This is a genomic window from Geobacillus sp. FSL W8-1251, from assembly GCF_038005945.1.
Lineage (GTDB): Bacteria > Bacillota > Bacilli > Bacillales > Anoxybacillaceae > Geobacillus > Geobacillus stearothermophilus.
This window is the reverse complement of sequence record NZ_JBBOUF010000001.1, coordinates 91,871-115,362: the sequence shown is the minus strand read 5'-3', so window position 1 is coordinate 115,362 and position 23,492 is coordinate 91,871. Positions and strand designations below refer to the sequence as shown.

The following is a 23,492-nucleotide window of genomic DNA, read 5'->3' as shown; positions in this document are numbered from 1 at the left end:
GCCCGAGCGAAAAGAGGCGGTTTGGTTACGCCGTTCGCCCGGGCGCTTTTGTTGCTTGATGCTGCTTTTCTTTGACAGTGGAATAGATGAATAAGAGAACCAAGACGGCCACGCAGAGAAGCGAACCGATTCGATGCTCTCTTTGAAGCAAAAAGCCAAGCCAAATCGCCCCGAGCGCCCCGACCGCCGCCATCGTTGTGTACGGAAACCCTTTCGTTCGGAAAAACGGCTTCGTTTTGTAGTGCGGCCGCAGCTTCAGCTGAGCGGCGCCGATCATCATCCAAACGATGAGCACGGTAAACCCAGGAATCGTCATCAATTCCCCGATGATTCGCCCGGGCGCCAAGTAGGCGCCGATCACGCCAGCGGCGATGCAGATGGCGACCATGCCCATCCCGTACAGCGGAACCCCGTGTTTCGTCGTCCGCTGCAAGCGGCGGCTTGCTTCTCCTTGTTCAGCCATGGTGTACAGCAACCGAGAAGTCGCATAGACGCCTGTATTGGCCGCCGATAAGACGGCAATGAGCAACACCGCGTTCATGACATGGGCCGCGCCGGGCAACCCGATCGCTTCCAACACTTGGACAAAGGGACTGTTCGTTTCCGAAACGGTGTTCCATGGCATAATGCCGCAAATGATGGCCATTGGCAAAAGATAAAAGCCGACAACCCGCCAGATTGTGGTGCGAATGACGCGCGGCAGCACCTGCTCGGCGTCTTTCATCTCCGTCACCGCCACCCCGATCAGCTCCGCTCCGCCATAGGAAAACATCACGATAAGCAAGGCGCTGAGCGTTCCGGCAAACCCGTGCGGAAACCATCCGCCGTCGCTGGCAGACGGAAATGAGCCGCTTATGCCGCTTGGGATCACGCCAGCCCATACGCCCGCCCCGAGCACGATAAACACCACTAGCGCCGCCACTTTCAGGCCGGCCAGCCAAAATTCCGCTTCCCCGTAATACTTCACAGGGAAAAGATTCAACCCCATGATCAGACACGCGCACAGGAGGGCAAGCAGCCATAACGGCGCAGACGGAACCCAATAGTTCAGAAAGCTGCCGGCAGCCAGCAGTTCGACAACAGTGACCAACGTCCAATTGATCCAATACAGCCAGCCGATGATCCATGACAGGCGAAAGCCAAACGCCCGGCGGATCAAATGTTGAACGTTCGAACCCGGATACGCGATCGCCATCTCGGCCAGTGCAGCCATAATCCAAAACAACAGCACGCCGCCGATCAAGTACGTGAGCACGACGCTTGGTCCAGCGGTATGAATGGTCTCGGCGCTTCCTTTAAAAATGCCGGTGCCGATCATCCCTCCTAACGCGATCAGCTGAACGTGGCGGGGCAATAGTCCTTTTTGCAGCTGAGGACGGGATTGTTCCATGTTGACAACAACCTTTCTGCTCTAATGTTGATTCATAGATGTGCTTTTTTGCTTTTATGCGGTTAAGCAAAAAAGATAATTTCAGAATATAATAGTTCAGTTGTTCTGTCAACGATTGTCGAAAAAAGGCATCGCCAACATGGAAATTGGTGGATGAAGATGACGCCTAGACGCTGCCTTCATCCCGTTGCGATTATGGCGGGAGTCGGAAAAGAACTGAAAAACATGGTCGTTCCGCTCCTTGTGATCATGGTGGCGGGCAGTCTGAACCGCTTCTCTTGGCGGGATTTCATCGTGCCGCTGGCGGATGTCGTATACAAGGTGGTGATGGGGGTTCTGTCTTGGCTCCGCTTTACCTACGCTTGGGATGAAGACCGCTTGCTCGTGGAGGAAGGCGTGTTTGTCCGCAAAAGACGTTCGATTCCGTTCGAGCGCATCCATGGGATTTCAGTGACAGAGGGGATATGGCAACGGATGGCGGGAGTGGTTCAAGTACATGTTGAGGCGGCGGGTGATGCCCTCGGTGAAGCAGAAGTGACGCTTCGGGCCATATCAAAGGAAGAAGCCCGCTGCCTGCAACGATGCGTGGAACAGGCGAAACACAAGGTGGGAGCCGCCGCCCATCCAGAACCATCCGCGAACCGTCCACATCGTGCTCTGTTTGCCTTATCGGCGAAAGAAATAGGGGTGGCTTCGTTGACAAGCGGTGGAGCGCTTGGCGTGGTTGCCGCTTTATGTGGGTTTTTGTCGCCCAAGCGCCAGCCGCAAACAAATATTGTATGTAAAAAAATATTTTTTATACTTTACTACTAAATATTAATTTATTATAATTCTAATGTACTAATCATTATCAATTATAGAAAGATAGAAAGGGGAAGAAATAATGGGGAACCAACAAAATGCTTCCAAATGTCCATATCACGGCAGCGTCACAAGCTACAACTCAAATCGAACAACCAATAAAGACTGGTGGCCGAACCAGCTGAACTTAAGCATTCTCCATCAACACGACCGAAAAACGAATCCTCATGATGAAGAGTTCAATTATGCCGAGGAGTTTCAAAAACTCGACTACTGGGCGCTCAAAGAAGATTTGCGCAAACTGATGACAGAAAGCCAAGATTGGTGGCCGGCCGACTATGGTCATTACGGACCGCTGTTCATTCGCATGGCGTGGCATTCGGCGGGAACGTACCGCATCGGCGACGGTCGCGGCGGCGGTTCGACCGGCACGCAGCGCTTTGCTCCGTTAAACAGCTGGCCGGATAACGCCAACTTGGATAAAGCGCGGCGGTTGCTGTGGCCGATCAAGAAAAAATACGGCAACAAAATTTCTTGGGCTGACTTGATGATTTTGGCCGGCAATGTCGCCATCGAATCGATGGGCGGCAAAACGATCGGCTTTGGCGGCGGCCGGGAAGACGTATGGCATCCGGAAGAAGACATTTATTGGGGCGCGGAAAAAGAGTGGCTCGCTTCGGAACGCTACAGCGGGGATCGCGAACTGGAAAATCCGCTTGCGGCTGTGCAGATGGGGCTGATCTATGTCAACCCGGAAGGCCCTGACGGCAAGCCGGATCCGAAAGCGGCAGCGCGCGACATTCGCGAGACGTTCCGCCGCATGGGGATGAACGACGAAGAAACGGTCGCCTTGATCGCCGGCGGTCATACGTTCGGAAAAGCGCACGGCGCCGGCCCTGCCACGCACGTCGGTCCCGAGCCGGAAGCCGCCCCGATTGAAGCGCAAGGGCTGGGATGGATCAGCTCTTACGGAAAAGGGAAAGGGAGCGATACGATCACAAGCGGCATTGAAGGCGCTTGGACGCCGACGCCAACCCAGTGGGATACGTCGTACTTTGACATGCTGTTTGGCTATGACTGGTGGCTGACGAAAAGCCCAGCCGGGGCATGGCAATGGATGGCGGTCGACCCGGATGAAAAAGACTTGGCTCCGGATGCCGAAGATCCGTCGAAAAAAGTTCCGACGATGATGATGACGACCGATTTGGCGCTTCGGTTTGACCCGGAGTACGAAAAAATCGCCCGCCGATTCCATGAAAATCCGGATGAGTTCGCGGATGCGTTCGCCCGCGCTTGGTTCAAACTGACGCATCGCGATATGGGGCCGAAAACGAGATACTTAGGTCCGGAAGTGCCGGAAGAAGATTTCATCTGGCAGGACCCGATTCCAACGGTCGACTATGAATTGACCGATGCCGAAATTGAAGAAATCAAAGCGAAGATTTTGAACTCGGGTCTGACGGTTAGTGAACTCGTCAAAACCGCTTGGGCCTCAGCCAGCACGTTCCGCAACTCCGATAAACGAGGCGGAGCCAACGGCGCCCGCATACGCCTTGCGCCGCAAAAAGATTGGGAAGTGAACGAACCAGAGCGGCTCGCCAAAGTGCTTTCGGTGTATGAAGACATCCAGCGCGAGCTGCCGAAAAAGGTGAGCATCGCCGACTTGATCGTCCTTGGCGGCAGCGCGGCGGTTGAAAAGGCGGCGCGCGACGCTGGCTTTGATGTCAAAGTGCCGTTTATTCCAGGACGGGGTGATGCGACGCAAGAACAAACTGACGTCCAGAGCTTTTCCGTACTGGAGCCGTTTGCCGACGGATTCCGCAACTATCAAAATAAAGAGTACAGCGTCGGTCCGGAAGAATTGCTCATCGACAAAGCGCAGCTTCTAGGGTTGACCGCACCTGAGATGACCGTGCTCATCGGCGGCTTGCGGGTGTTGGGCGCGAACTATCGCGATCTCCCGCACGGGGTTTTCACTGATCGCGTCGGGGTGCTGACGAATGACTTCTTTGTCAACTTAGTCGACATGAACTACGAATGGGTGCCGACAGACAGCGGCATTTATGAAATCCGCGACCGGAAAACGGGCGAAGTGCGGTGGACGGCCACCCGGGTTGACCTTATTTTCGGAGCCAACTCAATCCTTCGTTCGTACGCCGAATTTTACGCCCAAGATGACAACCGAGAAAAATTCGTCCGCGACTTTATCAACGCTTGGGTGAAAGTGATGAACGCCGACCGCTTTGACATTCGTTTGAAACAAGCCAAAGAGTCGGTCACAGTTTAACCAGGCAAAAAAAGCAGCTTGTCCGTTTAAGGGGCAAGCTGTTTTTTTATATTTCTTAGACTTGTTGTGGATCAAAAGGGAAAGATTCGTTGAAAGGAAACTAGAGCGCTCAATTACCTGTTTTTATGCTTATGTGTCAGAGATTTGCAGAGAGAAAAGAGCCTTTGGAGAATCTTTGAGAATAGTATGTATTTTATTGACAAATTATGTGTTTTTCAGTATGATTGCGGCAGAATCAAATCAAGATCAAATAGCATAGAGAAAGGGACAGGACAAACGTTCACGTCAAAATAAAAAGACAGCTCAGCCCTGCCCAACGGTGGCGGGGAAAAGCTATCCTTCCGTACGTTGAGATGTTATCAGCCCTGCCCAACGGCGGCGGGGAAAACAACACCTTCTTTTTATGATTGTAAGGTATAAACGTGTTTTAGTCAACACAAAATGAATTTATGTATGGAAAGTAAAGGAGTTTACTTTAAATATGCACTACTTAATCTATTTTGATGAGAGCAATAAACTCGACCAGTTTAACGCTAACTATTCTTACTATGGGGCTTACGGAGGAACCGATGCCGCAATGGCAAGGGTTGTTAAGCAAGTTCGAAACATCTTTAAACAGTGTAATTCTTTTAGTGAACTTCATTTTCGAGAGTATACGAAAGACAACCTTGTCAAGAAATATTTTCAAACTCTTCATACGGTTATTAATGAGAATGTACAGATTAATATTCTAACCGTTAATAATAGGGATGCTTTGTATGCGGCACAGAAAATCGGATTAACGGCGACTGAACTAAGAAACTTATTCTATATCAAAATACCGGAAAGATTATTTTATGGAATGACTCGGGATTTATCAAGTCAAGAATCTGGAACGATTAAGGTGAAGATTAAGGTAGACCAGAATGATGAGTATGATAAGCTTTTTCTTGAAACGAAAATCATTGAACAGATGAACGCACATTCGGCTTATCGCAATAAAAATTACCGCGTTGTTAATGTTCTTTCTCAAAACTCTGTTAAATCAATACCTTTGCAAATAGTGGATACATTTATGGGGATGGTTATATTTTTGTTGGAACAAAATTATCTTGAATCGTCCAATACTGCCAAGATAAAAAGTGATTTAATATACCGGTTCCTTATTGAAGGAAATAACTTAATGAAGTTTCAACAGCAAATCAAACTATATAAATGGACGGGACACGAAGAACTCACCTTTGTCAATATCAGCGACTATGTATCACCACGAGTGTTGATTATCCAAAATTAGACATACGCCTTCCATAAATTTGGGCATACTCAAACAAAGCAGCGGCCATCCCGGATTTCCAATCGAGAGGAAGCTGCCCAGAGAAAAAACGGCGAACAAACGAAATGAAGGAAAGAGAGACGTTCGTCCGTTTTTTGGTTTGATCATACAGCCATCGCAGCAACACATACGCGATGAACGCCGCAAACAGTTGGTTGTATACCGCATTTTCCGTCGTGCCAAACAAGGTCGGGACATTCAGATATTGCTTCACCCAACGGAAAAAGATCTCAACAGTCCAACGTTGTTGGTACATGTCGGCAATGGTTTCCGCAGACGCATGGAAGAGGTTCGTCACGACCCGAATGTCGCGGCCATTCGCATCTCGAAAGATCACTACCCGGTGACGCTTGGTGGAGCGGTATTGTTTCGTTCCCAACTGGCACGTGAAGTCGGCTTGAACCGATGAAGATGCGCTCGGAAGGCGGTTCAAGCTTTTTTTCTGATGAAGTTCGATGTTGTCCTTCATCCGAATGACAAAGAGCTGATGCTGCTCCACAAATCGATCGAGGCGTTCGATTTTGAAATACGCCCGGTCTTCCACCAGCACTTGTTGAGCGTTCGTCAACTGTTCTCCCACCGGGCCATCATGACGCAGTCCGATGGTTTCCACCACGTCTGCCGGCAACGAGGATTCCGGCGAATACGCGACGTGCAGCTTCACTCCGGCGCGTTCGCCGTGATACGGAGCCCATGGGAGGCGGTTTTTCCCGACCGTGACGGTCGTCGAATCCACCACCCGAAGCGGTTTGGGAAACCGAAGCGAACGGCGGGTTTGGCGGTTGCACTTGGAAATGATCAACGCCAACAAGCGTTTCATGATGTCATAGGGAACTTCTTTCGCTTTCTTGGATACTGTGGAATAATGGAATCGCGGCAATCCATACAGAGGCCCCACATCGGCTCCGTGGCGAAAGCTTTTCCATTGATGCATGGCGGCCAGCAGGAAGAAGTGAATCAACTCGCGCAACGTAAAGGTTCGAGACGAATCACGATACCCAACCGCTTCGGCAATCAGTTGAATCTCTTCATCCGAAACAAGTTTTTGCATCAAATTCGGGAGTGTGGTATGCTTGTTCATAGAGAGCACCTCCTGGGTTTGTTTGTGTTGCTACTCACATTCTACAGGAAAGGTGCTCTTTTTTCTATACCCTTTGGATTTTATTGGATAATCAACACGCCTGATGTATCACCTTTTATGGCTTATAAAGCAGCATATGATTCACAAGAAATAATACGAATTCAAAAGATCATGGTTGAGAATCCAGCGATGCCTCTAAAAGAGCTTAGACTCAAGACAGGCTATCCGAATACCATGAAGAACACACTGATCGGATACAAGGATCAGATTGAAGGGCGGGGTAGGAATTATTCTATTTTATGATTCTCTTAGTTAGTTTTTTTTATCAATAAATATGAATCTTTGACACACAAAGAAAAGAAGGAGTTTTCCCATCATGGACGTTCGAATTCGGGCCATTTATGAAACCCGAGTTCGGCAGTCATGGCCGGCTGCATCTGTAAAATAGATCTGGAAAGGAGCGCCCGATGAGGATACGCAAATGTGCTAGAGCAGTGATCATCAATGAGCGAAACGAAATTCTTCTTCAGCAATTTGAATTTCGGGATGTAGTAGGGAACAAAGTGTTATGGGTTACTCCAGGAGGGGGCATTGAAGAAAACGAGACCCCAGCTGAAGCTTTAAAAAGGGAATTATACGAAGAACTAGGCATAGTGGTTGATCTTCTCGGTGGCCCCATATTCCAACTGGATGTATGGATTGAAGGAAAACAAGGTTCTTTTATTAGCCGGGAAATTTATTATCACGTTACGATCCAATCCGATACGGTGTTGTCTATCGAACATATGACAAAGAACGAAAAAGACACACTGAAAGGACTCAAATGGTGGAGCAAAGACGAATTGCAGAAAATCGACAACTTTGCGCCTCGTGAAATATTGAACTACATATAGTTTTCTGCTTTTCACTGCGCTGCGGTTGCAGCGAGTCGAGGGGGGAGTAGAGGGAATCGTGACGTTCCTTTCTCTCTTTTTCCCGTCTTAAGTTAACATAATATAAATTATAGGAAGTTATATTCGGTTTTGTCTCAATAAAAAGTAATCTTTTGATAGTGAGACAAAAAACAAAAAAAACAACGACATCCGTCATGAATGAGCGCTTTTGCAACATACGCATGCAGCGGACATGTATGTGTTTCACCGCAATCCTTCCTGATCGTTTGACAGTGGCTGGGCTTGTCCCTTTCTCCTGCCGAGTTGAATGGCGTGCGGATGCAAATAAAATAAAAACGTGCAGTGTTCCTGAGTGGTTCATGAAACACTGCACGTTACCCGCTGCGTGTCGATTGTCGCAGGAAAGGCATGCTCCCATCCTTTCTTTTTAACTTTCAACGTTATGCAATGTCGGTGTGGCGATAGCGGACGCCTTTATACCGAACGCGAACCGGTATGCCTTTCTCTTGTTTGTACTTGATGAGTAGCCGTCGAGCTTTTGAAAAGGCTTCCATCATCCCGGATGCCGAAATCGCCTCATCCCAGACAGACGTTCTTCCTTGGTCTGTGTAAAAGGAAAAGACGTACTGTTTCACCCTTCTTCACCTCCCTAAGTACTTATTATAATCAGAAACTGTTTTTTCTAAACACAAAAACTGTTACAATTATGTTAACATTTTCTGTGCCGCGGCACTATGAAAAAATGGCTGGCGGAATGGGCCGCCGTGTCACGTAGTATGTTCGTTGTCACCGTCGGAATCAGCCTGCCGCCATGCTGCAAAGCCAGCGATCTCTCTTGTCGCCGCAAAGAAAACCGGCACCTTATTCGATGCCGGTTTGATGTTTGTATTGTTTGACAGCCGACGGATAGTCGGCTTGGATGGCGTCTTTGTCCCGCCCAAGCCGCACACTTAAAAACTCTAGCACAGCGGCGTCGTAGGCGAGCCCTGCAGCAAACTGCCGCTTTAACCATCGCTCGCCCGCGGCTTCATCGGGAAAGGTGCGAGCCTCTCCCCCGTCGGCATACCATGTCCATCCCTGTTCCGTCTGGCAGCTTAACCACCACTGGCCCTGATGATTCGTCCAAAACACGCCTTCTGCCTCTTCCCGCTTGTTCAGTTGGTTTTGTTCCGCATCGCCATAAACAGGCGCAAGCGGGAACGTCTCGATGACAAACAGCGGAAAGGTCGTGTCATCCACAAAACAACCCGATGCCTTCGGGTGGCCGCCGCCGCCAAACTGCTTCGCGAATTCGGCGACGTTGACATTGTCATGGATGGTGCGAAACCCGATATGTTTTGTCCCGAGATTGACTAGGGCGATCAAATCTAGGTGCGGATGCCGTTTGGATAAGGCGTTGCCAAGCTCCGACAGATGGCGTTCAGCGAACACGACGCCGATGCAGTAATCGCCGATCCAGCGCTGAACGAGCTGCTTTTGCTTCTGTCGGATGTAGCGTTGAATTTTCTTTTCTTCCATATCCAGAAGCAACTCTTCCGTCTCCGTCAAGGCGAACGCCTCCCCGGAGGCGAGCCGCTCGCTCATCGTCTCCCAAAAGCCGTCGAGCCCGAGAATGGTGAACAAATCGTTGAGCCGCTTCGCTTGCAAATTCCCATTTTCTTCCCATTCCCACGTGTCGTACTGGCGGACGAGCTCGACAAACGCATCCAACGTTTCGTTAGGCGCCAGTTTTCCTTCGCGGACGAGGTAATCGTAAAAGAGCGAGGTTGCACATGTTTTTTTGCCGTCTTCCCGTTCGGGCGCGACCCATCCCCATGGATAGCTGTTGAAATGAAGCGCGGTCACGTGGTGGTCGATGACTTGCACATGGCCGCCGCGCTTGGCCCGCTCGGCGAGCTGCTGCTCCACCTCCTGGCCGACGGCTAGGTCGGTGATAAACAGCATGGCGCCATTCGCTTCCTCGCTTTGCAAGAACTGGCTGACCCGTTCATCCAAGTTCCGGTACGAGCAAAACGAAATGTTCACCTCGGCAAACGCCAGCTTGGCGAGCAATCCGCAGCCGATGCCGTCTAAATCGCTGTCGGTAAATAGTTTGATCATCGATTCCCATCCTTTTGTTACAAGCTTTTTTGCAGCCACGTTTTCAAAAGCGGAAGCAGTCGGTCGGGCAGCTCGCTCACTTGTGGAACGAAAACGCGAAAGCGGCCGTAAATGTTTTCAATCGTCCGCCGCGTCGATTCGTCATCCGCCCCGCGGCCTAAAAAAAGGTTGACAACCTCAATGCCGCGCCGCCGCGCTTCGGCCACCGCTTCATGCGTATCGATAATGCCGTTTTGTTCGTAGCCATAGGCGGCCGGTTCCCCGTCAGAAAAGATGAGCAACACTTTTTGCGTTTCCGGGCGGCGGAGAAGTTGCTCAGTCATCCAGCGGATCGCCAGCCCGTCGCGGTTGTCTTCGTGGGGCTCAAGCTGCATGATCGCCGGGCCGCTTGATGGGTCCAACGACTCGCGGAACGAAACAGCCACTTGCAAGTAATTCGGCTGTCTGGCCGCGGTTGCCTCGTTGGCGTCTTCCCAAAACCCGACGATCTGGTGCGGCACACGCAACGTTTGAAGCACGTTGTGGCAGAGAACGAGCCCCGTTTTCGTTTCATCCATTTTATCGTGCATGGACGCCGAGCAGTCGACGAGCAGGCCGAACGCTGCGTTGAACCGCCGCGCTGGCTCGCCTTTTTTGTAAAACAGGCGCGGCCGCTCGTCGGTGAAAAACGGTATGAGCTGTTTGCGCAGCCGTCCGGCCGGCAAGTTCGTGCGCCACGTGCTGCGTTGGTGTTCGAGCCATTGCTCCATCACGCGCACAAGCCGCTTCCGGTATGGCGCGGCCGCCGCCTGTTTGCTGCGGTATTCGTCCCGTTCGTCACGACTTGGCGGCGGGGAAGAAAAAACAATGATGGCTGCCTGGCGGTTCGCTTCCCCATATGGAGCACCGCCTCCGGCTAGTCGATGTTCCTGGAATGCGGCTGCCGCCTCGAGGCCGTATTCGTTTCGCTTCGCCGGCTGGGACGTTCCTTGGACAATGGCGAGCGCCTGGTCGCCATCGTCCCCCGGCCTCGCCCCGTCGCCAAGCATGCCAGTGCGGGTGCCGCGTTCCAACTCAAAGCGGAGAAAATTCCCATTCGGCCGGCTTGTTTCCCGGTGCCACGTCGACAGCACTTCCTGGTGCTCTTTGCCGTTTGACGGATTTTCCGCTGCATCACGGTTTTCCAACGGATCGACCCGCTTCAAATCGCGAACCATCACCTTCGGTTCATCGTCCCCGTCATCGACAAATGGAAGCGAGGTGTAAGCGTTCACCATGTCACCGGCAAGCGCCTCTTCCATCAATGCGACGATGGCTAACGCCCAGCGGGCCGTATCCGCGGTGGACATCGCGTCAAACCATTGCGGCCACAGCGCGTCAAGGCGCGCCTGCACCGTTTCATCCGCCATCGGAGCGAGCGGAACGTCATCAAGCGGCGAGTCGGCGGTCAGCCGCAAATACATCGCCGCCAAAAATTGATCGGCGGCGGCGCCGCGGGTTTGGTTTGCCTGCCATTGCTGGGTGAAGTAGCGACGGTAAAGGCGGCGGCGCGTGCGAAACCAACGTTTCACCCCGGGCCGTTCCCGCTCGCAGAGGGCCTCAACACGAAGATCCTCAGCCAACGAAAACAGCTGTTTCGCCAGTTTCGGCCATGGGTGCGCTTCGGCTGCTTGCCGAAATGCGCGGACCGCCGCTAGGTCCGTATGCCGCCGCGTGCCGATGACGCGCAAGGCGACATCGCTTTTCATCGCCGTTTCTTTCTCCTTTGGCGGATACACATCCCAAAACTGACTGACGTACACCGTTGGCTTAACCGGATGCATCCCGGAATGGGCGGCGAACTCGACCGTCATGTCAGGACGGCGGGCGAGCGTTCGGGCGAGATCGGCGAGCTGCATCACCAAAAACGGATCGATCGGCCGATCGTTGAACATCATAAACCGTTCCATGGCCGCCTCCTACTCGTCAAACCATGTTTCCGCGATATTGCGCACCGCCGCCCGCTCCCGTTCATCGTCGAGCTTGTCGATGATGCTTCGTTCAATGGCGCGCAGCGGCGGGATATGCACCGCCAGATCGCACGCATCGAGCAAGGCGCGTACGGAAGCCACTTCTTCTGCCACTTGCCCGTTTCGCACCTGCGCCAGCAAGTCGGCTGACAAGGCGACGAAACGGTTGATCAACGCATCGTCTGTTAATGTAGTTTGTGCCATGATGACCGATTTTAACGTCTCCCCCTGCACATATGGGACATCGATGACGACGAAGCGGTTTTTTAACGCTTCATTGAGCGGCACGGTGCCGATATAACCTTCGTTGATCGCCGCAATGACGCCAAACGTCGGCTTCGCCTCGACGACCTCGCCAGTGAGCGGATTGGTGAGGCGGCGCCGATAGTCAAGCACGCTGTTTAAGATTGGCAGCGTCTCAGGTTTGGCCATATTGATTTCATCAATGTATAGCAAATGCCCCTTCTCCATCGCCCGGATGACCGGACCGGGCACATATTCGATCACCGCTTGGCCGTCGCGGTGCACGATCGTTTTAAACCCAAGCAGCGCCTCGGCATCAAGGTCCACAGAGCAGTTGATGCTGTGCATCGGCTGCCCGAACAAGGCGGACAACGTTTCCGCTAGCCGCGTTTTCCCCGATCCGGTTGGACCTTTTAACAGTACGTTTTTTCCAAGCGCCAGGGCGATGGCCGCATCGTGCACGATCGCTTCGTCTTCCGCCGTATACCCGCCGGAGCCGATCAGCGCGTGATCTGGATCATGGCGGAATAACGCTTTTCGTGTTTCCATTTCCCTTATGACAACCTGTGGCCATGTCAACATCCTACGTCTTCCTCTCTGCTGTCGTGTCCTTCTCCCATTCTACTAAATCGTTCGGTGGGATGCAAAACAAACAGAATTAACCATAAAAATGTTATGTAAATACATACAAAAAAGAGGCGCCCTCAACTGAAGTTGTCCTCAATCGCCTTGCGAATGAGCGCCGCACACCGGTCCAGCTCCGCTTTCAGTTGGCGTTTGTACAATTTCGCCTTTTCCTGCCCCCCTTCCGCGAAGCGGTAGTACACAACTTCTTGGTACTTCATGCCTTCTTTTTTCTGCTTGACTTGCTTTAAAATGCCGTCTTCAATCAAATCGTGGAGCGCTTTGTACACTTCGGAATGGTTCGGCTGGTAGCCGAACGGTTTAAACTCTTGGCGCAGCAGATCAAGCAGCTTCAGTCCATACAACCGTTCTTGTTCCGTTAACGTGATTAAATACAGTTTTAAAAACGCACGTTGTTTTAACAGAAAACCGCTGGGCGTCCGTTTTTCTCCCATAGGCTTTTTCCCTCCTTCCCTACGGATGAAATTTCGCTCTTTGGGCGGCCAAATCCTGCTTATCTTCATTATACCATGCGGGAAAGGAAAAATCCTCTCCCGCTTGGGTTCAATAAAACACGATCGTTTTGTTTCCGTGGATGATGACCCGGTCTTCCAAATGCCATTTGAGCGCCCGGGCGAGCACGGTTTTTTCGATCAGGCGGCCGATCCGCTTTAAATCGTCGGGATGGTGGCGGTGGTCCACGCGGGCGACGTCTTGCTCGATGATCGGCCCTTCATCCAAATCGTCGGTGACGTAGTGCGATGTGGCGCCGATCAATTTGACGCCGCGCTCATACGCCCGCTCATACGGACGCGCGCCAATAAAGGCGGGCAAAAATGAGTGGTGGATGTTGATGATCCGTCCCGGGAATTCAGCGACAAACGCCGGCGACAAAATTTGCATGTAGCGGGCAAGCACGATGGTGTCGATCTGATAGTCGCGAAGCAGACGGATTTGTTCGGCTTCGGCGTCCGCTTTCGTTTCTTTCGTCACCGGAATATGCACATAAGGGATGCCAAATGACTCGACCGTCTCGCGCAAGTCGGGGTGGTTGCTGATGACAAGGGCGATGTCGGCGATCAGCTCTCCCGCCTGCCATTGCCAAAGAAGTTCAAGCAGACAATGCTCAGCTTTGGAGACAAAAATCGCGATTCGCCGAATGTCGTTGTGCAGCCGAAGCTGCCAACGCATCTGAAATTCAGCGGCGATCGGGGCAAAGGCCGCTTCGATCTGGTCTTTTCGTTCCGTGATGTTCGGGCAGTCAAACTCCAAACGGAGGAAGAACGTACCCCCTTTCGGATCGGTCGAGTATTGGCTTGATTCGACGATATTGGCGCCTTGCTCATACAAGAAGGACGTGACCGCAGCGACAATACCTGGACGATCCGGACAGGAAATGAGCAGGCGGGCGCGATCTTCATAGCCTTGCAAAAATGATTGCCAGCGATGTTGGCGAAATGTCGTCATGTTGTTCTCTCCCTTTTCTTTCCGTCGTTTGGTTTTCATCATACAAAAAAATCATCCGCTTGCCAACTGCACGGTCCATCTTTTTTGCAAGAAAAGCCGCCTTTGCCCCTGCGGCGGAAGGGGCGATATTCAAAAGAACATCTCCCCTCGAATAAAATGGCAGATCAAAGGGTGTCTCGTTATGTAGGAGACACCCTTTGGTCTGCCCGTGATCAGTCTTTCGTCAAATCGCCGGCCGGGCCGAAAAATTCGTAATGGATGCGTTCTTCCGGCACGCCCCACTCTGCTAAGGCGCGGTAGACCGTTTTCATAAATGGCACCGGGCCGCAGAAATAAAAGTCAGCGTCGCGAGTCGGAATGACCGTTTTCATCCAAGCAAGGTCGATCCGTCCTTCTTTGCCGAAATGCGGATGACGGCGGTCGTCTTCAGACGGCGATTCGTAACAGAGATGGTAGGCAAACGACGGGCGTTTGGCCAATGCCCGCAACTCTTCGTCAAAGGCTTGCACGCGGCCGTTTAGGGCAGCTTGAAGAAACGTCACCGGACGATTCGGCTGACGAATGGCCAATGTATTCGCCATGCTTAAAAGCGGAGTGACCCCAACGCCGCCGCTGATCAGCACAACCGGCGTTTCGTGTGTCAAGTCGAGCGTAAACTCGCCGGCTGGAGCGCTTAACTCGACGACATCGCCTTCGTGAATGTGGTCATGCAAATAGTTCGACACGATGCCGGCTGGTTTTTCCGCTGTTGCTGCTTCCCGTTTGACACTGATGCGGTAATACCCTTTGCCGGGGGCGTCCGATAAGCTGTATTGGCGAATGTGCGTATACGTTTCACCAGGGATGTCCAGTTTTACGCTCACGTATTGACCTGGTAAATAGTCGCTGATGGCGTCGCCGTCTTCCGGCTCGAAATAAAACGACGTGATGACGTCGCTTTCCTTCACCTTTTTTGTGACGACAAAGCGGCGGAAACCGCGCCAGCCGCCGTGCTTGGCCGCAGCTTCATCGTAGAGCTCCTTCTCGACTTGAATGAAAACAGCGGCAATGGCTTCATACGCTGCCGCCCAAGCCGTTATCACGTCATCAGTGGCAGCGTCGCCGAGCACGTCTTTGATCGCTAGCAGCAAGTGCCTTCCGACAATCGGGTATTGTTCCGGTTTAACGCCTAAACTCCGGTGTTTATGGCCGATTTGCCGCACGACCGGCAAAATGGCGTCCAATTGATCGATATAGCGCGCTGCCGCGTACACGGCTGCCGCCAAGGCGCGTTGCTGCCGCCCTTGTTTTTGGTTGGCATGGTTGAAAATATTCAACAATTCTGGATGGTTCGAAAACATCAATTGGTAAAACCGTTTGGTAATCTGTTCGCCGTGCTGCTCCAACATCGGTACGGTCGATTTGACGATTTCAATCGTTTTTGGGTGCAAAGCCGTTGTCTTAGCCATGTTTCATCTCCTCTCATAAAACATGTATTTTAAATACATGTTTTATTCAATCATACGCATAGTGAAAAAGCAACATTTCAAATACATCTTTAATAAATTGTTCACAATTCCCTCGCACAGACAGGTGTGATACAATGGAAGCAACCATCTTGTCTAAAGGTTGTGGATGACCATGCAGCTGACGAACTATACAGAATATGCGTTGCGTGTGCTGCTGTTTTTAGGAACGCTCGATGAAGGCGAAAAAACAAATATCAAAGAAATTTCCACTGCGTTTTCCCTCTCTGAGCATCATTTAAGCAAAATCGTCCATGAGCTCGGCAAGCTTGGCTACATCGAAACGATCCGCGGACGCAACGGCGGGATTCGCCTGGCGAAACGGCCGGAGGAGATTGTCATCGGTGCGGTCGTTCGCGAGACGGAAGACAATTTGTCGCTTGTGGAGTGCTTCGCCGCTCACGGTAATGAATGCGTGCTGACGCCTTCATGCCGGCTCCGTTTTGCGCTTCGCGAGGCGTTAGAAGCGTTTTTGCGTGTGCTCGATGCGTATACGCTCGCTGATTTGCTTGAAAACCGTACGTCGCTTCGTGCTTTGCTTGGAAAGCGGCGCGATCGATAGACACTCTCCGGCCGGGTGCCGGGGAGTGTTATTTTTTGCCGAACAGGCACACTATAAGCAAGCATCGCCGCATGAAGGGAGACGGAACGATGGAATCATACGATGTCGTGGTCGTCGCCCGCCGTCTCAGTTTATGATGGAAACGAAAGGAGGAGGAAAAGATGCGAAAACGATGGATGATGCCGCTTGCCGCCATTTGCGCGTTAGCGGTCAGCCTTTGTGCCGGCTGCGGCGGCCAAGACGAGGAGCGGCCGGAAAAACGCAACCAGTCGTCGAACATGGGCGGCGGGATGAACACGTCCGGCACCGGCCGATCACATCCCCTTTGTTTGCCACAAGACGAAGAATATATTAAGATTAGAAAGGTGTGAAAACATCTGCATGACTAAAGGAGGTCACAATGAAACACGAAGGAAGCGCTTTACCCCCTTACTTGCATATGGACAACGGAGAGCTTTGGCTCACCGAAGATGACCGCGACAATTTGAAAATTAGCTACCGGATCAAAGAGGTGATCTTTGCCGAGCCATCCGAGTATCAGCATGTCATGATTTTGGATTCGTATGATTTTGGCCGCATGCTCGTACTGGACGGCGTCGTGCAAACGACCTCGATTGACGGCCATATTTATAATGAGATGATTTCGCACGTGCCGCTTCAGTTTCATCCGGAAGCCAAACGGGCGCTGATCATCGGCGGGGGAGACTGCGGGGCAGCCAGAGAAACGGCTAAGTATGCCCGCCTCGAGGCGATCGAGATGGTGGAAATTGATGAGAAGGTCGTCCGGGCGTGCAAAGAACATTTGCCGGCCGTCTCCGGCAATTTGTCCGACCCGCGCGTCCACTTCATTTATGGCGACGGTGTCGCCTTTGTGCGCGGAAAGGAACGCGAGTACGACGTCATCATGATCGACTCCTCCGACCCGGTCGGCCCGGCTGAGGCGCTGTTTTCACCGGAGTTTTATGCCAACGTGCACCGGGCATTAAAAGAGGACGGGCTCATGGTGTGCCAAAGCCAGTCGCCCATTTTCCATCTCGATATTTTGAAGCGGACATACCGCAACATTCGCGAATTGTTCCCGCATGTGCTCGTGTACACGGCGGTTGTGCCGACGTACCCGGGCGGATTGTGGAGCTTTACAATCGGCTCGAAACGGCCGCTTGAGCTGCCGAAGCAAACAGCGATTCCCGAAGATACAAAATACGTCAATGACGCTGTATTCCGCCAATGCTTCGCGTTGCCTTCCTTTTTGCGCGCTGCGCTGGAGGCAGAGAACGAAAACACGGGAAAATGACCGTTAAAAAACCGCTGTCCCTCGCATTTAGGGACAGCGGTTTCGATTTGTCTGGAAAACACACGTTGAATGTTCTTGAGTCAACCTGCATTGGTTGGCTGCTTAGGCGTCAGCTTTTGCGCGCGTTCGACTGCCGGCAAGCGCCCGCTTGGCGAGCCACGCGATCGTCAAGTCGTCAGCCGGCGGGTTATGGAGTCCGGCGCGCACGTCGCGGTAATAGCGCCCAAGCGGACTATCAGCATACAAACTTTGTCCCACGACGATGCGCATCGCCCAATCGACAACCTCGAGCGCGGTATTCGTCGCAATGAACTTGGCGGTTGCCAGTTCCTCTTTCATTTCATGACGTTTGTCAGGGTATCGATCCCATAAATCGGCGATGCTATACAGAAAATGACGGGCGTGAACGAGGCGCCACTCCATCTCGGCGATTTTCCGCTGCACCTCCGGCGTCGAGGCGATCGGCTGCGACAACGTGTTCGGTTGGTACGTTTGGGCAAAGCGGAGCGCCTCATTGCGGGCGGCGATGGCGATCCCTAAGTAGCATGCCGGAACATGCAAAAGCCATCCTTGTGCCGGTGCTGCACCGACCGGTTTCTCCAGCATCTCCACGAGCGCTTCCGGTTCAACCTCGACGCCATCAAGGATGAGGTCATCGCTGCGCGTCGCCTTCATGCCGAGCGTGTGCCATGTCGGCTCAATGCGAAGCCCCGAGGTTTTCATCGGGACAAGAAATTCGCCGACCTCGCCGCTGCTGTCAATCGTGGCGGAAATTAGCACGTAATCGAGTGCCGGCGCCAATGACGCAAACGCTTTTCGCCCATGAAGCACCCAGCGGCCGTTGCGGAAACAAGCGGTTGTTGTTGGTTTTCCCCCGCGCGCCGGGCTGCCGGTTGCCCGTTCAGAATGGGCGCTGTTTATCAACACATGGCGTTCCGTGATCTCGCTGGCCAGGCGGATGAGCACCGCTTCCGGCCAGCGGCGCAGCAAATACAGGCGCATGACAATGCTTAAATGCCAACCGAGTGACAAGGCGGTGGCGCCGTCGCCTTGGGCCAGCGTCTCTTGCACGAGCACGAGCTCGTACAGCGAGGCCCCGCCGCCTCCGTATTCGGCCGGGACGGTCAACGACAGAAATCCGGCTTCTTTTAACAGAGCGAAGTTGGCAAACGGAAACTCGGCCCGCTCATCATAATGCGCCGCGCGGGCGGCAAACTGTTCGGCGAGGCGCCATGCCCGGCGGTGAAGCTCTTCTTCCCGTTCGGTCCGCACAAGCAGATGGTACAATTCGTTCATCGTTCTCCCCTTCTTTTTTCCAGGATGCCTCTATTGTACCGGTTTTGCATTGATGAGGAAATGAAAATGCATTACAACAGAAAGAAATGGCGGACATATCGGTCATCGTGGCGATGGACAAACTCGTTTTTCGCCGCATCGTATACATACTCCTCTTGCCAGCGGGCGCCATGGCGGGCGATTTGGCGGACGGCATGAAGGATCGTATACACTTCTTCATTCGTCATCGTCGGATGAAGCGACACGCGCACCCAGCCCGGTTTTGCCAACAAGTTGCCGCTTTTGACTTCGTTGAGCAAGGCGGCGGACTGCTCTTGATCGATGCCAAGCAAATAATGGCCGTACGGCCCGGCGCATGAACAACCGCCGCGCGCTTGAATGCCGAAGCGATCATTCAGCAGTTTGACAACAAGGTTGTAATGCAATCCATCTATGACAAATGAGATGATGCCAAGACGGTCGTCCCGATGTCCTTCAAGCACGCGGACGCCGGGAATGTCTTTTAACGCCGGTAATAGGAGCGATACGAGCTCCTGTTCGCGGGCGCGCATTCGTTTTATGTTCATTTGCTCTTTCAGCTGGATGGCGAGCGCTGCTTTGATCGTTTGCCAAAACGGCGGCGTTCCCCCGTCTTCCCGCTCTTCGATTGCCTCTACGTATTCGTAATGCCCCCACGGGTCGGTCCAATACACCGTTCCGCCTCCTGGATGGTCAGGCGCCTTTTGGTCATACAGCCGGCTGTCAAAGAGAAGCACTCCTGCGCTTCCCGGTCCGCCAAGAAATTTGTGCGGCGAAAAATAAATGGCATCTAGCTGTTCCATCGGGTCATCCGGGTGCATATCGATGCGCACATACGGGGCGGAAGCGGCAAAGTCGACGAAGCAAAGCCCGCCATATTCATGCATCAGTTTCGCCAAGGCATGATACGGCGTTTCGATCCCAGTTACGTTCGAGCAGGCGGTGAATGCGCCGATCTTTTGCGGCCGATCGCGGTAGCGCTCGAGCAGCTCCCGCAAATGGTCAAGATCGACATCCCCGTTTTGGGTCGGCCGAATCGTCACGACTTCAGCGATCGTTTCCGCCCACGGCAGCAGATTCGAGTGGTGTTCCATATGGGTGACGAACACGACCGGGCGCTCGTCATCCGCCAGCACCAAGCGCCGTTTCCACCGCTCCGGCACGCGCAAGCCAAGCAGGCGCTGCAGCTTGTTGACGGCGCTTGTGGTCCCGGCGCCTTGCATGATCAAAACATCGCTTTTTTTGGCATGGACGTGTTGTTTGATGAGTTCTTTCGCATAGCGATACGCAAGCGTCATTTTCGTCCCGGTCACGTTCGACTCAGTATGGGTGTTGCCGACGAACGGGCCGAGTTCACGGGCCATTTTCTCCTCAATCGGGCGATACAGCCGTCCGCTTGCCGTCCAGTCGGCGTAAAGAAGCCGCTGCTCGCCAAACGGGGTGGAAAACGGATGAAAGCGGCCGATCGTTCCATCGCGAAACGGCTGAAAATACGTCTCAAGCTCTCCTCGGCATGTATACACCGCATTGCCGATCACAGCGTGAATGGCCATGTTGATTCCCCCTTTCCGCCATTTCGTCTATTTACAAAGTATGTTGCCTTCGGTGGTTCGGTCCAAAAAAACGTGGGAAAGTTGAAAATGAAAAATCCGCCGTACAGGCGGATGATATTCCACTCCCTTTTTTACTCCTTTTTTTGCACGATAACGGCGAAATCGTTTCCCCCACGGACGGCGCAAGGTATTCGGCAAGCATGGTCTGCAAGTCATCGGGCAATGGTTCGCTCGTTTGAGTTTGGAAATTAAAATGGACGACCGCTGCCTCTCCGATGGCGATCAGTCTTCCTGTTTCCTCTTCCATGATGCGATGGATGCATTGAAAGCTTTTGTTGCCAATGCGGGAGACATTCGTTTCCACCCGCAACCGCCGCCCGAAAAACGCTTGGCGAATAAAGTCGCACTTCGTAGACGCCAAAATAAAGTGCCATTCGTCCGTTCGTCCGCCGTAGCTCAGCTCATCGAACAAACGGGTGCGCGCTTCTTCCAAATAAATAAAATAGCTGATGTTGCTTAAATGTCCGAGCGCGTCTGTTTCACAAAAACGCGGATTGACCGTAATCGTGTGCGGTTTTCATTCGTGTTCCCTCTCCCCTTTTTGACGGGCAGACACAGCAGTGTGTCTACCAACTAGTCAGTATGTTGTTTTTTATCATAGCTTGATTCGCTTATGGATGCGATTGTTTTGTTTTTGATATTTGATGATTTAGAACATAGTTTAGATAGAGGTGAGGAGCAGGGAGAGCGAAGCGTTCGCTTCTCCTCACCCGGCCCAAAGCGGAAGCAGCACGTACCCGGCAAGCGACAGCCCGGCGCCAATCAAGGAAATGCGCAGTTTGTATTTCGCATAGTTCATCAAGTCCATATCCATGATGGCGGCTGTCGTGATGGTCGTATCGCCAAGCGGCGAGGCAAACGCGCCGAACGTTCCGCTCGCAAACACCGCGCCGACCGTCATCTCAAGCGGCGCTCCAGTCGCGTGCGCGAGCGTGACGCCAAGCGGCATGAAAATGCCCCATGTCCCCCACGAGGACCCAATAAAATACGCCAAAAACGATCCGGCCAAAAACACTGCCGCGGGCACAAACGTCCCGGGAAGCCATGTCCCAAACGTCGAAGTCACGTAAGCGGTAAAGCCGAGCTCCCCCGCCACCGCGGAGACGGCCCAAACAAGAACGAGCATGCCGATCGGCGCCATCAACTCGTTGCCCCCCGCGAAAAAGTGGTAAATCAACTCCGACAGCGACTGCCTGCGCCATACATAAAACCCCATCGAGAGAAGAAGGGTCACAAACAGCGCCAACAGCATCGCCCATGTTGCATCCGCTTGCGAAAACGCTTCTAGCCAGCCGTGCGCCCCGCGCCGCCGACCATCATAGGCAAAAAAAGCGAACGTTAGCCCGAGCAGCAACGCCAGCGGGACAAAAAGGTGAAGCGGCTCTCCTGTAACAAGGGACAATTCTTTGCGCAGCCCGAGGCCGTGCAGTTCGTTTGTTTTCTCCTCTCCTTTTTTCGCCCGCGGCTTGCCGATGCGGATGTTCAGCATCGTCGTCAGCAGCCCGATTATCAGCGCGATAATGGCAAACAGATTGTACGGCAAGCTGCGCAAAAAAACGCCATACGCCGGTTCATGAATATCGTTTTGCGCCAGCGCCGCCGCTACAACAGACGTCATAAAGCCGACAAACGCCGTTGCCGCCGGCAGAAGCACGATGATCGGTTCAGTGGACACATCGATGATGTACGCCATCCGGCGCCGGTCGATGCGAAACTGGCGAAGCACCGCCTTCATCACCGGACCGAGGAGCATAATGCGGAACATCGGCATAAAAAACGTCACCGGCACCGTCAACCAAACGAACAACAAAAGCCTGCGCTTCGTGCGGATGCGCCCAGACAGCTTCTCGACAAACCCTTTGATCCCACCGGTGATTTGCATCATGCCGACAAGCGAGCCGAACAAGTACAAAAACGCTGCCACCTTCATGTGTTCAACATCGCTGAGCGAATGAACAATGGCGGACAGCGCCCGCTCGATGCCGCCAACAAGCGACCGCTCAAGGCAAAACGCCCCGACAAGCAGCCCGGCTATAAGACCGGGCAAAATTTCTTTCAGCCAAATGGCGAGCGGAATGATCAAAAGAAAAGGCAATAGCGACCACCATGTTCCTTCCACACCGGCATCCCCCTTTGCGATCTTGCTGTTAACAAGGATAGCCATAATGCTGTTCGTTTATGATTTTGTTGATTATTTAGAACATAGTTTTGTTTATTAAATAACCATCGGACGCCATAAAAAAAACGCCGCGGCCCAAAGGCGCAGCGCCATGCGATTCGATTCGCGGCCCAGGCCGCCGCCGTCATTTCCGGCGCGCAAAGTCGACAAACCGGAACTTATCGAGCCGATGCCGCGATTCAGTGTATTGAAACAACGTCGCGTCGCTTAAATACACATAGTTTCTCACGACAACGACGCGGTCATCGCCATGCAAATCCAAACAACGACGATCTTCTTCCGTTGCTTCGTCGACCGACATTTCCTTTTTCGCAAAGCTGATCGGCAAATGCAACTTGGTTTCCAAATACTCGTAAATCGAATTCTCGCAAATGTCTTTCGTCAAGGATGGAACGTACTTTTTTAAGAAAAAATCTTTATCTAAAATGATCCGCTCCCCGCCGATTTCGCGGACGCGCACCACTTTCCAGACGTCGTCTTTGCTTGAGGCGCGCAACTGCTGCTTAAGCTCGCTGTCCGGCTTTATGAGGGCGAACTCATGGACGATCGTCCGCACCGGTTGCTTCATCGTCTGCGCCAGCTCTTTAAAGCTGACGAGCCCCGACACCGGGAAATCGTACTTGCCAACATCAAGGACGATCGACCCTTTGCCTTTCATCTTTTGGATATAGCCGTGTTCAGACAACAAATTGAGCGCTTTGCGAATCGTCTCGCGCGATGTCCCGTAGCGGACGGCGAGTTCGTTTTCCGACGGCAGTTTGTCGTACGCCCGCCACTCCCCGCGGCGGATGCGGGAAACGAGATCATGATAAATGGCTAAATATTTGTTTTCATGCATG

20 protein-coding genes and 2 pseudogenes are annotated in these 23,492 nt (G+C 52.7%); 7 read left to right on the top strand and 15 right to left on the bottom strand.

Annotated elements, in window-relative coordinates; translation table 11 throughout:
• Positions 1-25 precede the first annotated feature (25 nt).
• A complete protein-coding gene (locus NSS88_RS00555) occupies positions 26-1,390 on the bottom strand; it encodes an amino acid permease (RefSeq protein WP_341082480.1) in 1,365 nt (454 codons plus the stop codon).
• A 159-nt stretch (positions 1,391-1,549) separates the two neighbouring features.
• On the opposite strand from NSS88_RS00555, the pseudogene NSS88_RS00550 reads away from it, so the two are divergent.
• From NSS88_RS00550 to NSS88_RS00540, 3 genes and pseudogenes are all read left to right on the top strand, one after another.
• Positions 1,550-2,140 (top strand): annotated as a pseudogene (locus tag NSS88_RS00550) (PH domain-containing protein); the annotation flags it as partial.
• A 133-nt stretch (positions 2,141-2,273) separates the two neighbouring features.
• Positions 2,274-4,478, top strand: a complete 2,205-nt coding sequence (katG, locus tag NSS88_RS00545) for a catalase/peroxidase HPI (RefSeq protein ID WP_341082479.1) — start codon at positions 2,274-2,276, stop codon at positions 4,476-4,478.
• Between the two features lie 481 nt (positions 4,479-4,959).
• A complete protein-coding gene (locus NSS88_RS00540; protein ID WP_341082477.1) occupies positions 4,960-5,751 on the top strand; it encodes a DUF3800 domain-containing protein in 792 nt (263 codons plus the stop codon).
• Here NSS88_RS00540 and NSS88_RS00535 read toward each other — a convergent pair.
• Positions 5,738-6,871 (bottom strand): IS4 family transposase, encoded by a 1,134-nt coding sequence (locus tag NSS88_RS00535; protein ID WP_121678437.1) that lies wholly within the window; start codon positions 6,869-6,871, stop codon positions 5,738-5,740. The genes NSS88_RS00540 and NSS88_RS00535 overlap by 14 nt on opposite strands.
• A gap of 467 nt (positions 6,872-7,338) precedes the next feature.
• Here NSS88_RS00535 and NSS88_RS00530 point away from each other — a divergent pair, with 467 nt between their 5' ends.
• Positions 7,339-7,764: an NUDIX hydrolase gene (locus NSS88_RS00530; protein ID WP_015374844.1), complete on the top strand. Its 426-nt coding sequence runs from the start codon at positions 7,339-7,341 to the stop codon at positions 7,762-7,764.
• Positions 7,765-8,204: 440 nt separating this feature from the next.
• Here NSS88_RS00530 and NSS88_RS00525 read toward each other — a convergent pair whose 3' ends face one another.
• From NSS88_RS00525 to hmpA, 8 genes are all read right to left on the bottom strand, one after another.
• Entirely contained in the window at positions 8,205-8,399 is a 195-nt protein-coding gene (locus tag NSS88_RS00525; protein WP_033014136.1) for a hypothetical protein, read from the bottom strand.
• A 226-nt stretch (positions 8,400-8,625) separates the two neighbouring features.
• The gene (locus NSS88_RS00520) at positions 8,626-9,864 is read right to left on the bottom strand and encodes a DHH family phosphoesterase (protein ID WP_061580970.1); all 1,239 of its coding nucleotides are present in this window, start codon (positions 9,862-9,864) and stop codon (positions 8,626-8,628) included.
• Between the two features lie 17 nt (positions 9,865-9,881).
• Positions 9,882-11,792, bottom strand: coding sequence for a nitric oxide reductase activation protein NorD (locus NSS88_RS00515; RefSeq protein ID WP_341082470.1), 1,911 nt, complete (start codon positions 11,790-11,792; stop codon positions 9,882-9,884).
• Between the two features lie 9 nt (positions 11,793-11,801).
• A complete protein-coding gene (locus tag NSS88_RS00510; RefSeq protein WP_061580968.1) occupies positions 11,802-12,677 on the bottom strand; it encodes an ATP-binding protein in 876 nt (291 codons plus the stop codon).
• 122 nt (positions 12,678-12,799) lie between these two features.
• Positions 12,800-13,174 (bottom strand): helix-turn-helix transcriptional regulator, encoded by a 375-nt coding sequence (locus NSS88_RS00505; RefSeq protein WP_341082469.1) that lies wholly within the window; start codon positions 13,172-13,174, stop codon positions 12,800-12,802.
• Positions 13,175-13,283: 109 nt separating this feature from the next.
• The gene (gene purU, locus NSS88_RS00500; protein ID WP_033014125.1) at positions 13,284-14,186 is read right to left on the bottom strand and encodes a formyltetrahydrofolate deformylase; all 903 of its coding nucleotides are present in this window, start codon (positions 14,184-14,186) and stop codon (positions 13,284-13,286) included.
• Entirely contained in the window at positions 14,137-14,319 is a 183-nt protein-coding gene (locus tag NSS88_RS00495; RefSeq protein ID WP_152968898.1) for a hypothetical protein, read from the bottom strand. Before NSS88_RS00495 ends, purU begins: the two co-directional genes overlap by 50 nt.
• A gap of 79 nt (positions 14,320-14,398) precedes the next feature.
• On the bottom strand, positions 14,399-15,634 hold the full coding sequence (gene hmpA / locus NSS88_RS00490; RefSeq protein ID WP_341082467.1) for an NO-inducible flavohemoprotein: 1,236 nt from the start codon (positions 15,632-15,634) through the stop codon (positions 14,399-14,401).
• Positions 15,635-15,806: 172 nt separating this feature from the next.
• Between hmpA and nsrR the strand changes: the two genes are divergently transcribed.
• From nsrR to speE, 3 genes are all read left to right on the top strand, one after another.
• Positions 15,807-16,253, top strand: a complete 447-nt coding sequence (nsrR, locus tag NSS88_RS00485) for a nitric oxide-sensing transcriptional repressor NsrR (protein ID WP_033014120.1) — start codon at positions 15,807-15,809, stop codon at positions 16,251-16,253.
• Between the two features lie 161 nt (positions 16,254-16,414).
• Positions 16,415-16,624 carry a hypothetical protein gene (locus NSS88_RS00480; protein ID WP_033010925.1) on the top strand — a complete coding sequence of 70 codons (210 nt, stop codon included), beginning with the start codon at positions 16,415-16,417 and terminating at the stop codon, positions 16,622-16,624.
• 29 nt (positions 16,625-16,653) lie between these two features.
• Complete coding sequence (gene speE / locus NSS88_RS00475) at positions 16,654-17,547, top strand: polyamine aminopropyltransferase (RefSeq protein ID WP_033014118.1); 894 nt, start codon at positions 16,654-16,656, stop codon at positions 17,545-17,547.
• Between the two features lie 102 nt (positions 17,548-17,649).
• Here speE and NSS88_RS00470 read toward each other — a convergent pair whose 3' ends face one another.
• The 5 genes and pseudogenes from NSS88_RS00470 to treR form a co-directional block, all read right to left on the bottom strand.
• Positions 17,650-18,843 carry an acyl-CoA dehydrogenase family protein gene (locus NSS88_RS00470; RefSeq protein WP_049624283.1) on the bottom strand — a complete coding sequence of 398 codons (1,194 nt, stop codon included), beginning with the start codon at positions 18,841-18,843 and terminating at the stop codon, positions 17,650-17,652.
• A gap of 71 nt (positions 18,844-18,914) precedes the next feature.
• Positions 18,915-20,414: an aminotransferase class V-fold PLP-dependent enzyme gene (locus NSS88_RS00465; RefSeq protein WP_049624282.1), complete on the bottom strand. Its 1,500-nt coding sequence runs from the start codon at positions 20,412-20,414 to the stop codon at positions 18,915-18,917.
• 136 nt (positions 20,415-20,550) lie between these two features.
• Positions 20,551-20,979 (bottom strand): annotated as a pseudogene (locus NSS88_RS00460) (acyl-CoA thioesterase); the annotation flags it as partial.
• 201 nt (positions 20,980-21,180) lie between these two features.
• Entirely contained in the window at positions 21,181-22,593 is a 1,413-nt protein-coding gene (locus NSS88_RS00455) for a Na+/H+ antiporter NhaC family protein (protein ID WP_049626147.1), read from the bottom strand.
• A gap of 184 nt (positions 22,594-22,777) precedes the next feature.
• The gene (gene treR, locus NSS88_RS00450) at positions 22,778-23,491 is read right to left on the bottom strand and encodes a trehalose operon repressor (protein WP_055359017.1); all 714 of its coding nucleotides are present in this window, start codon (positions 23,489-23,491) and stop codon (positions 22,778-22,780) included.
• Position 23,492: the final 1 nt, after the last annotated feature.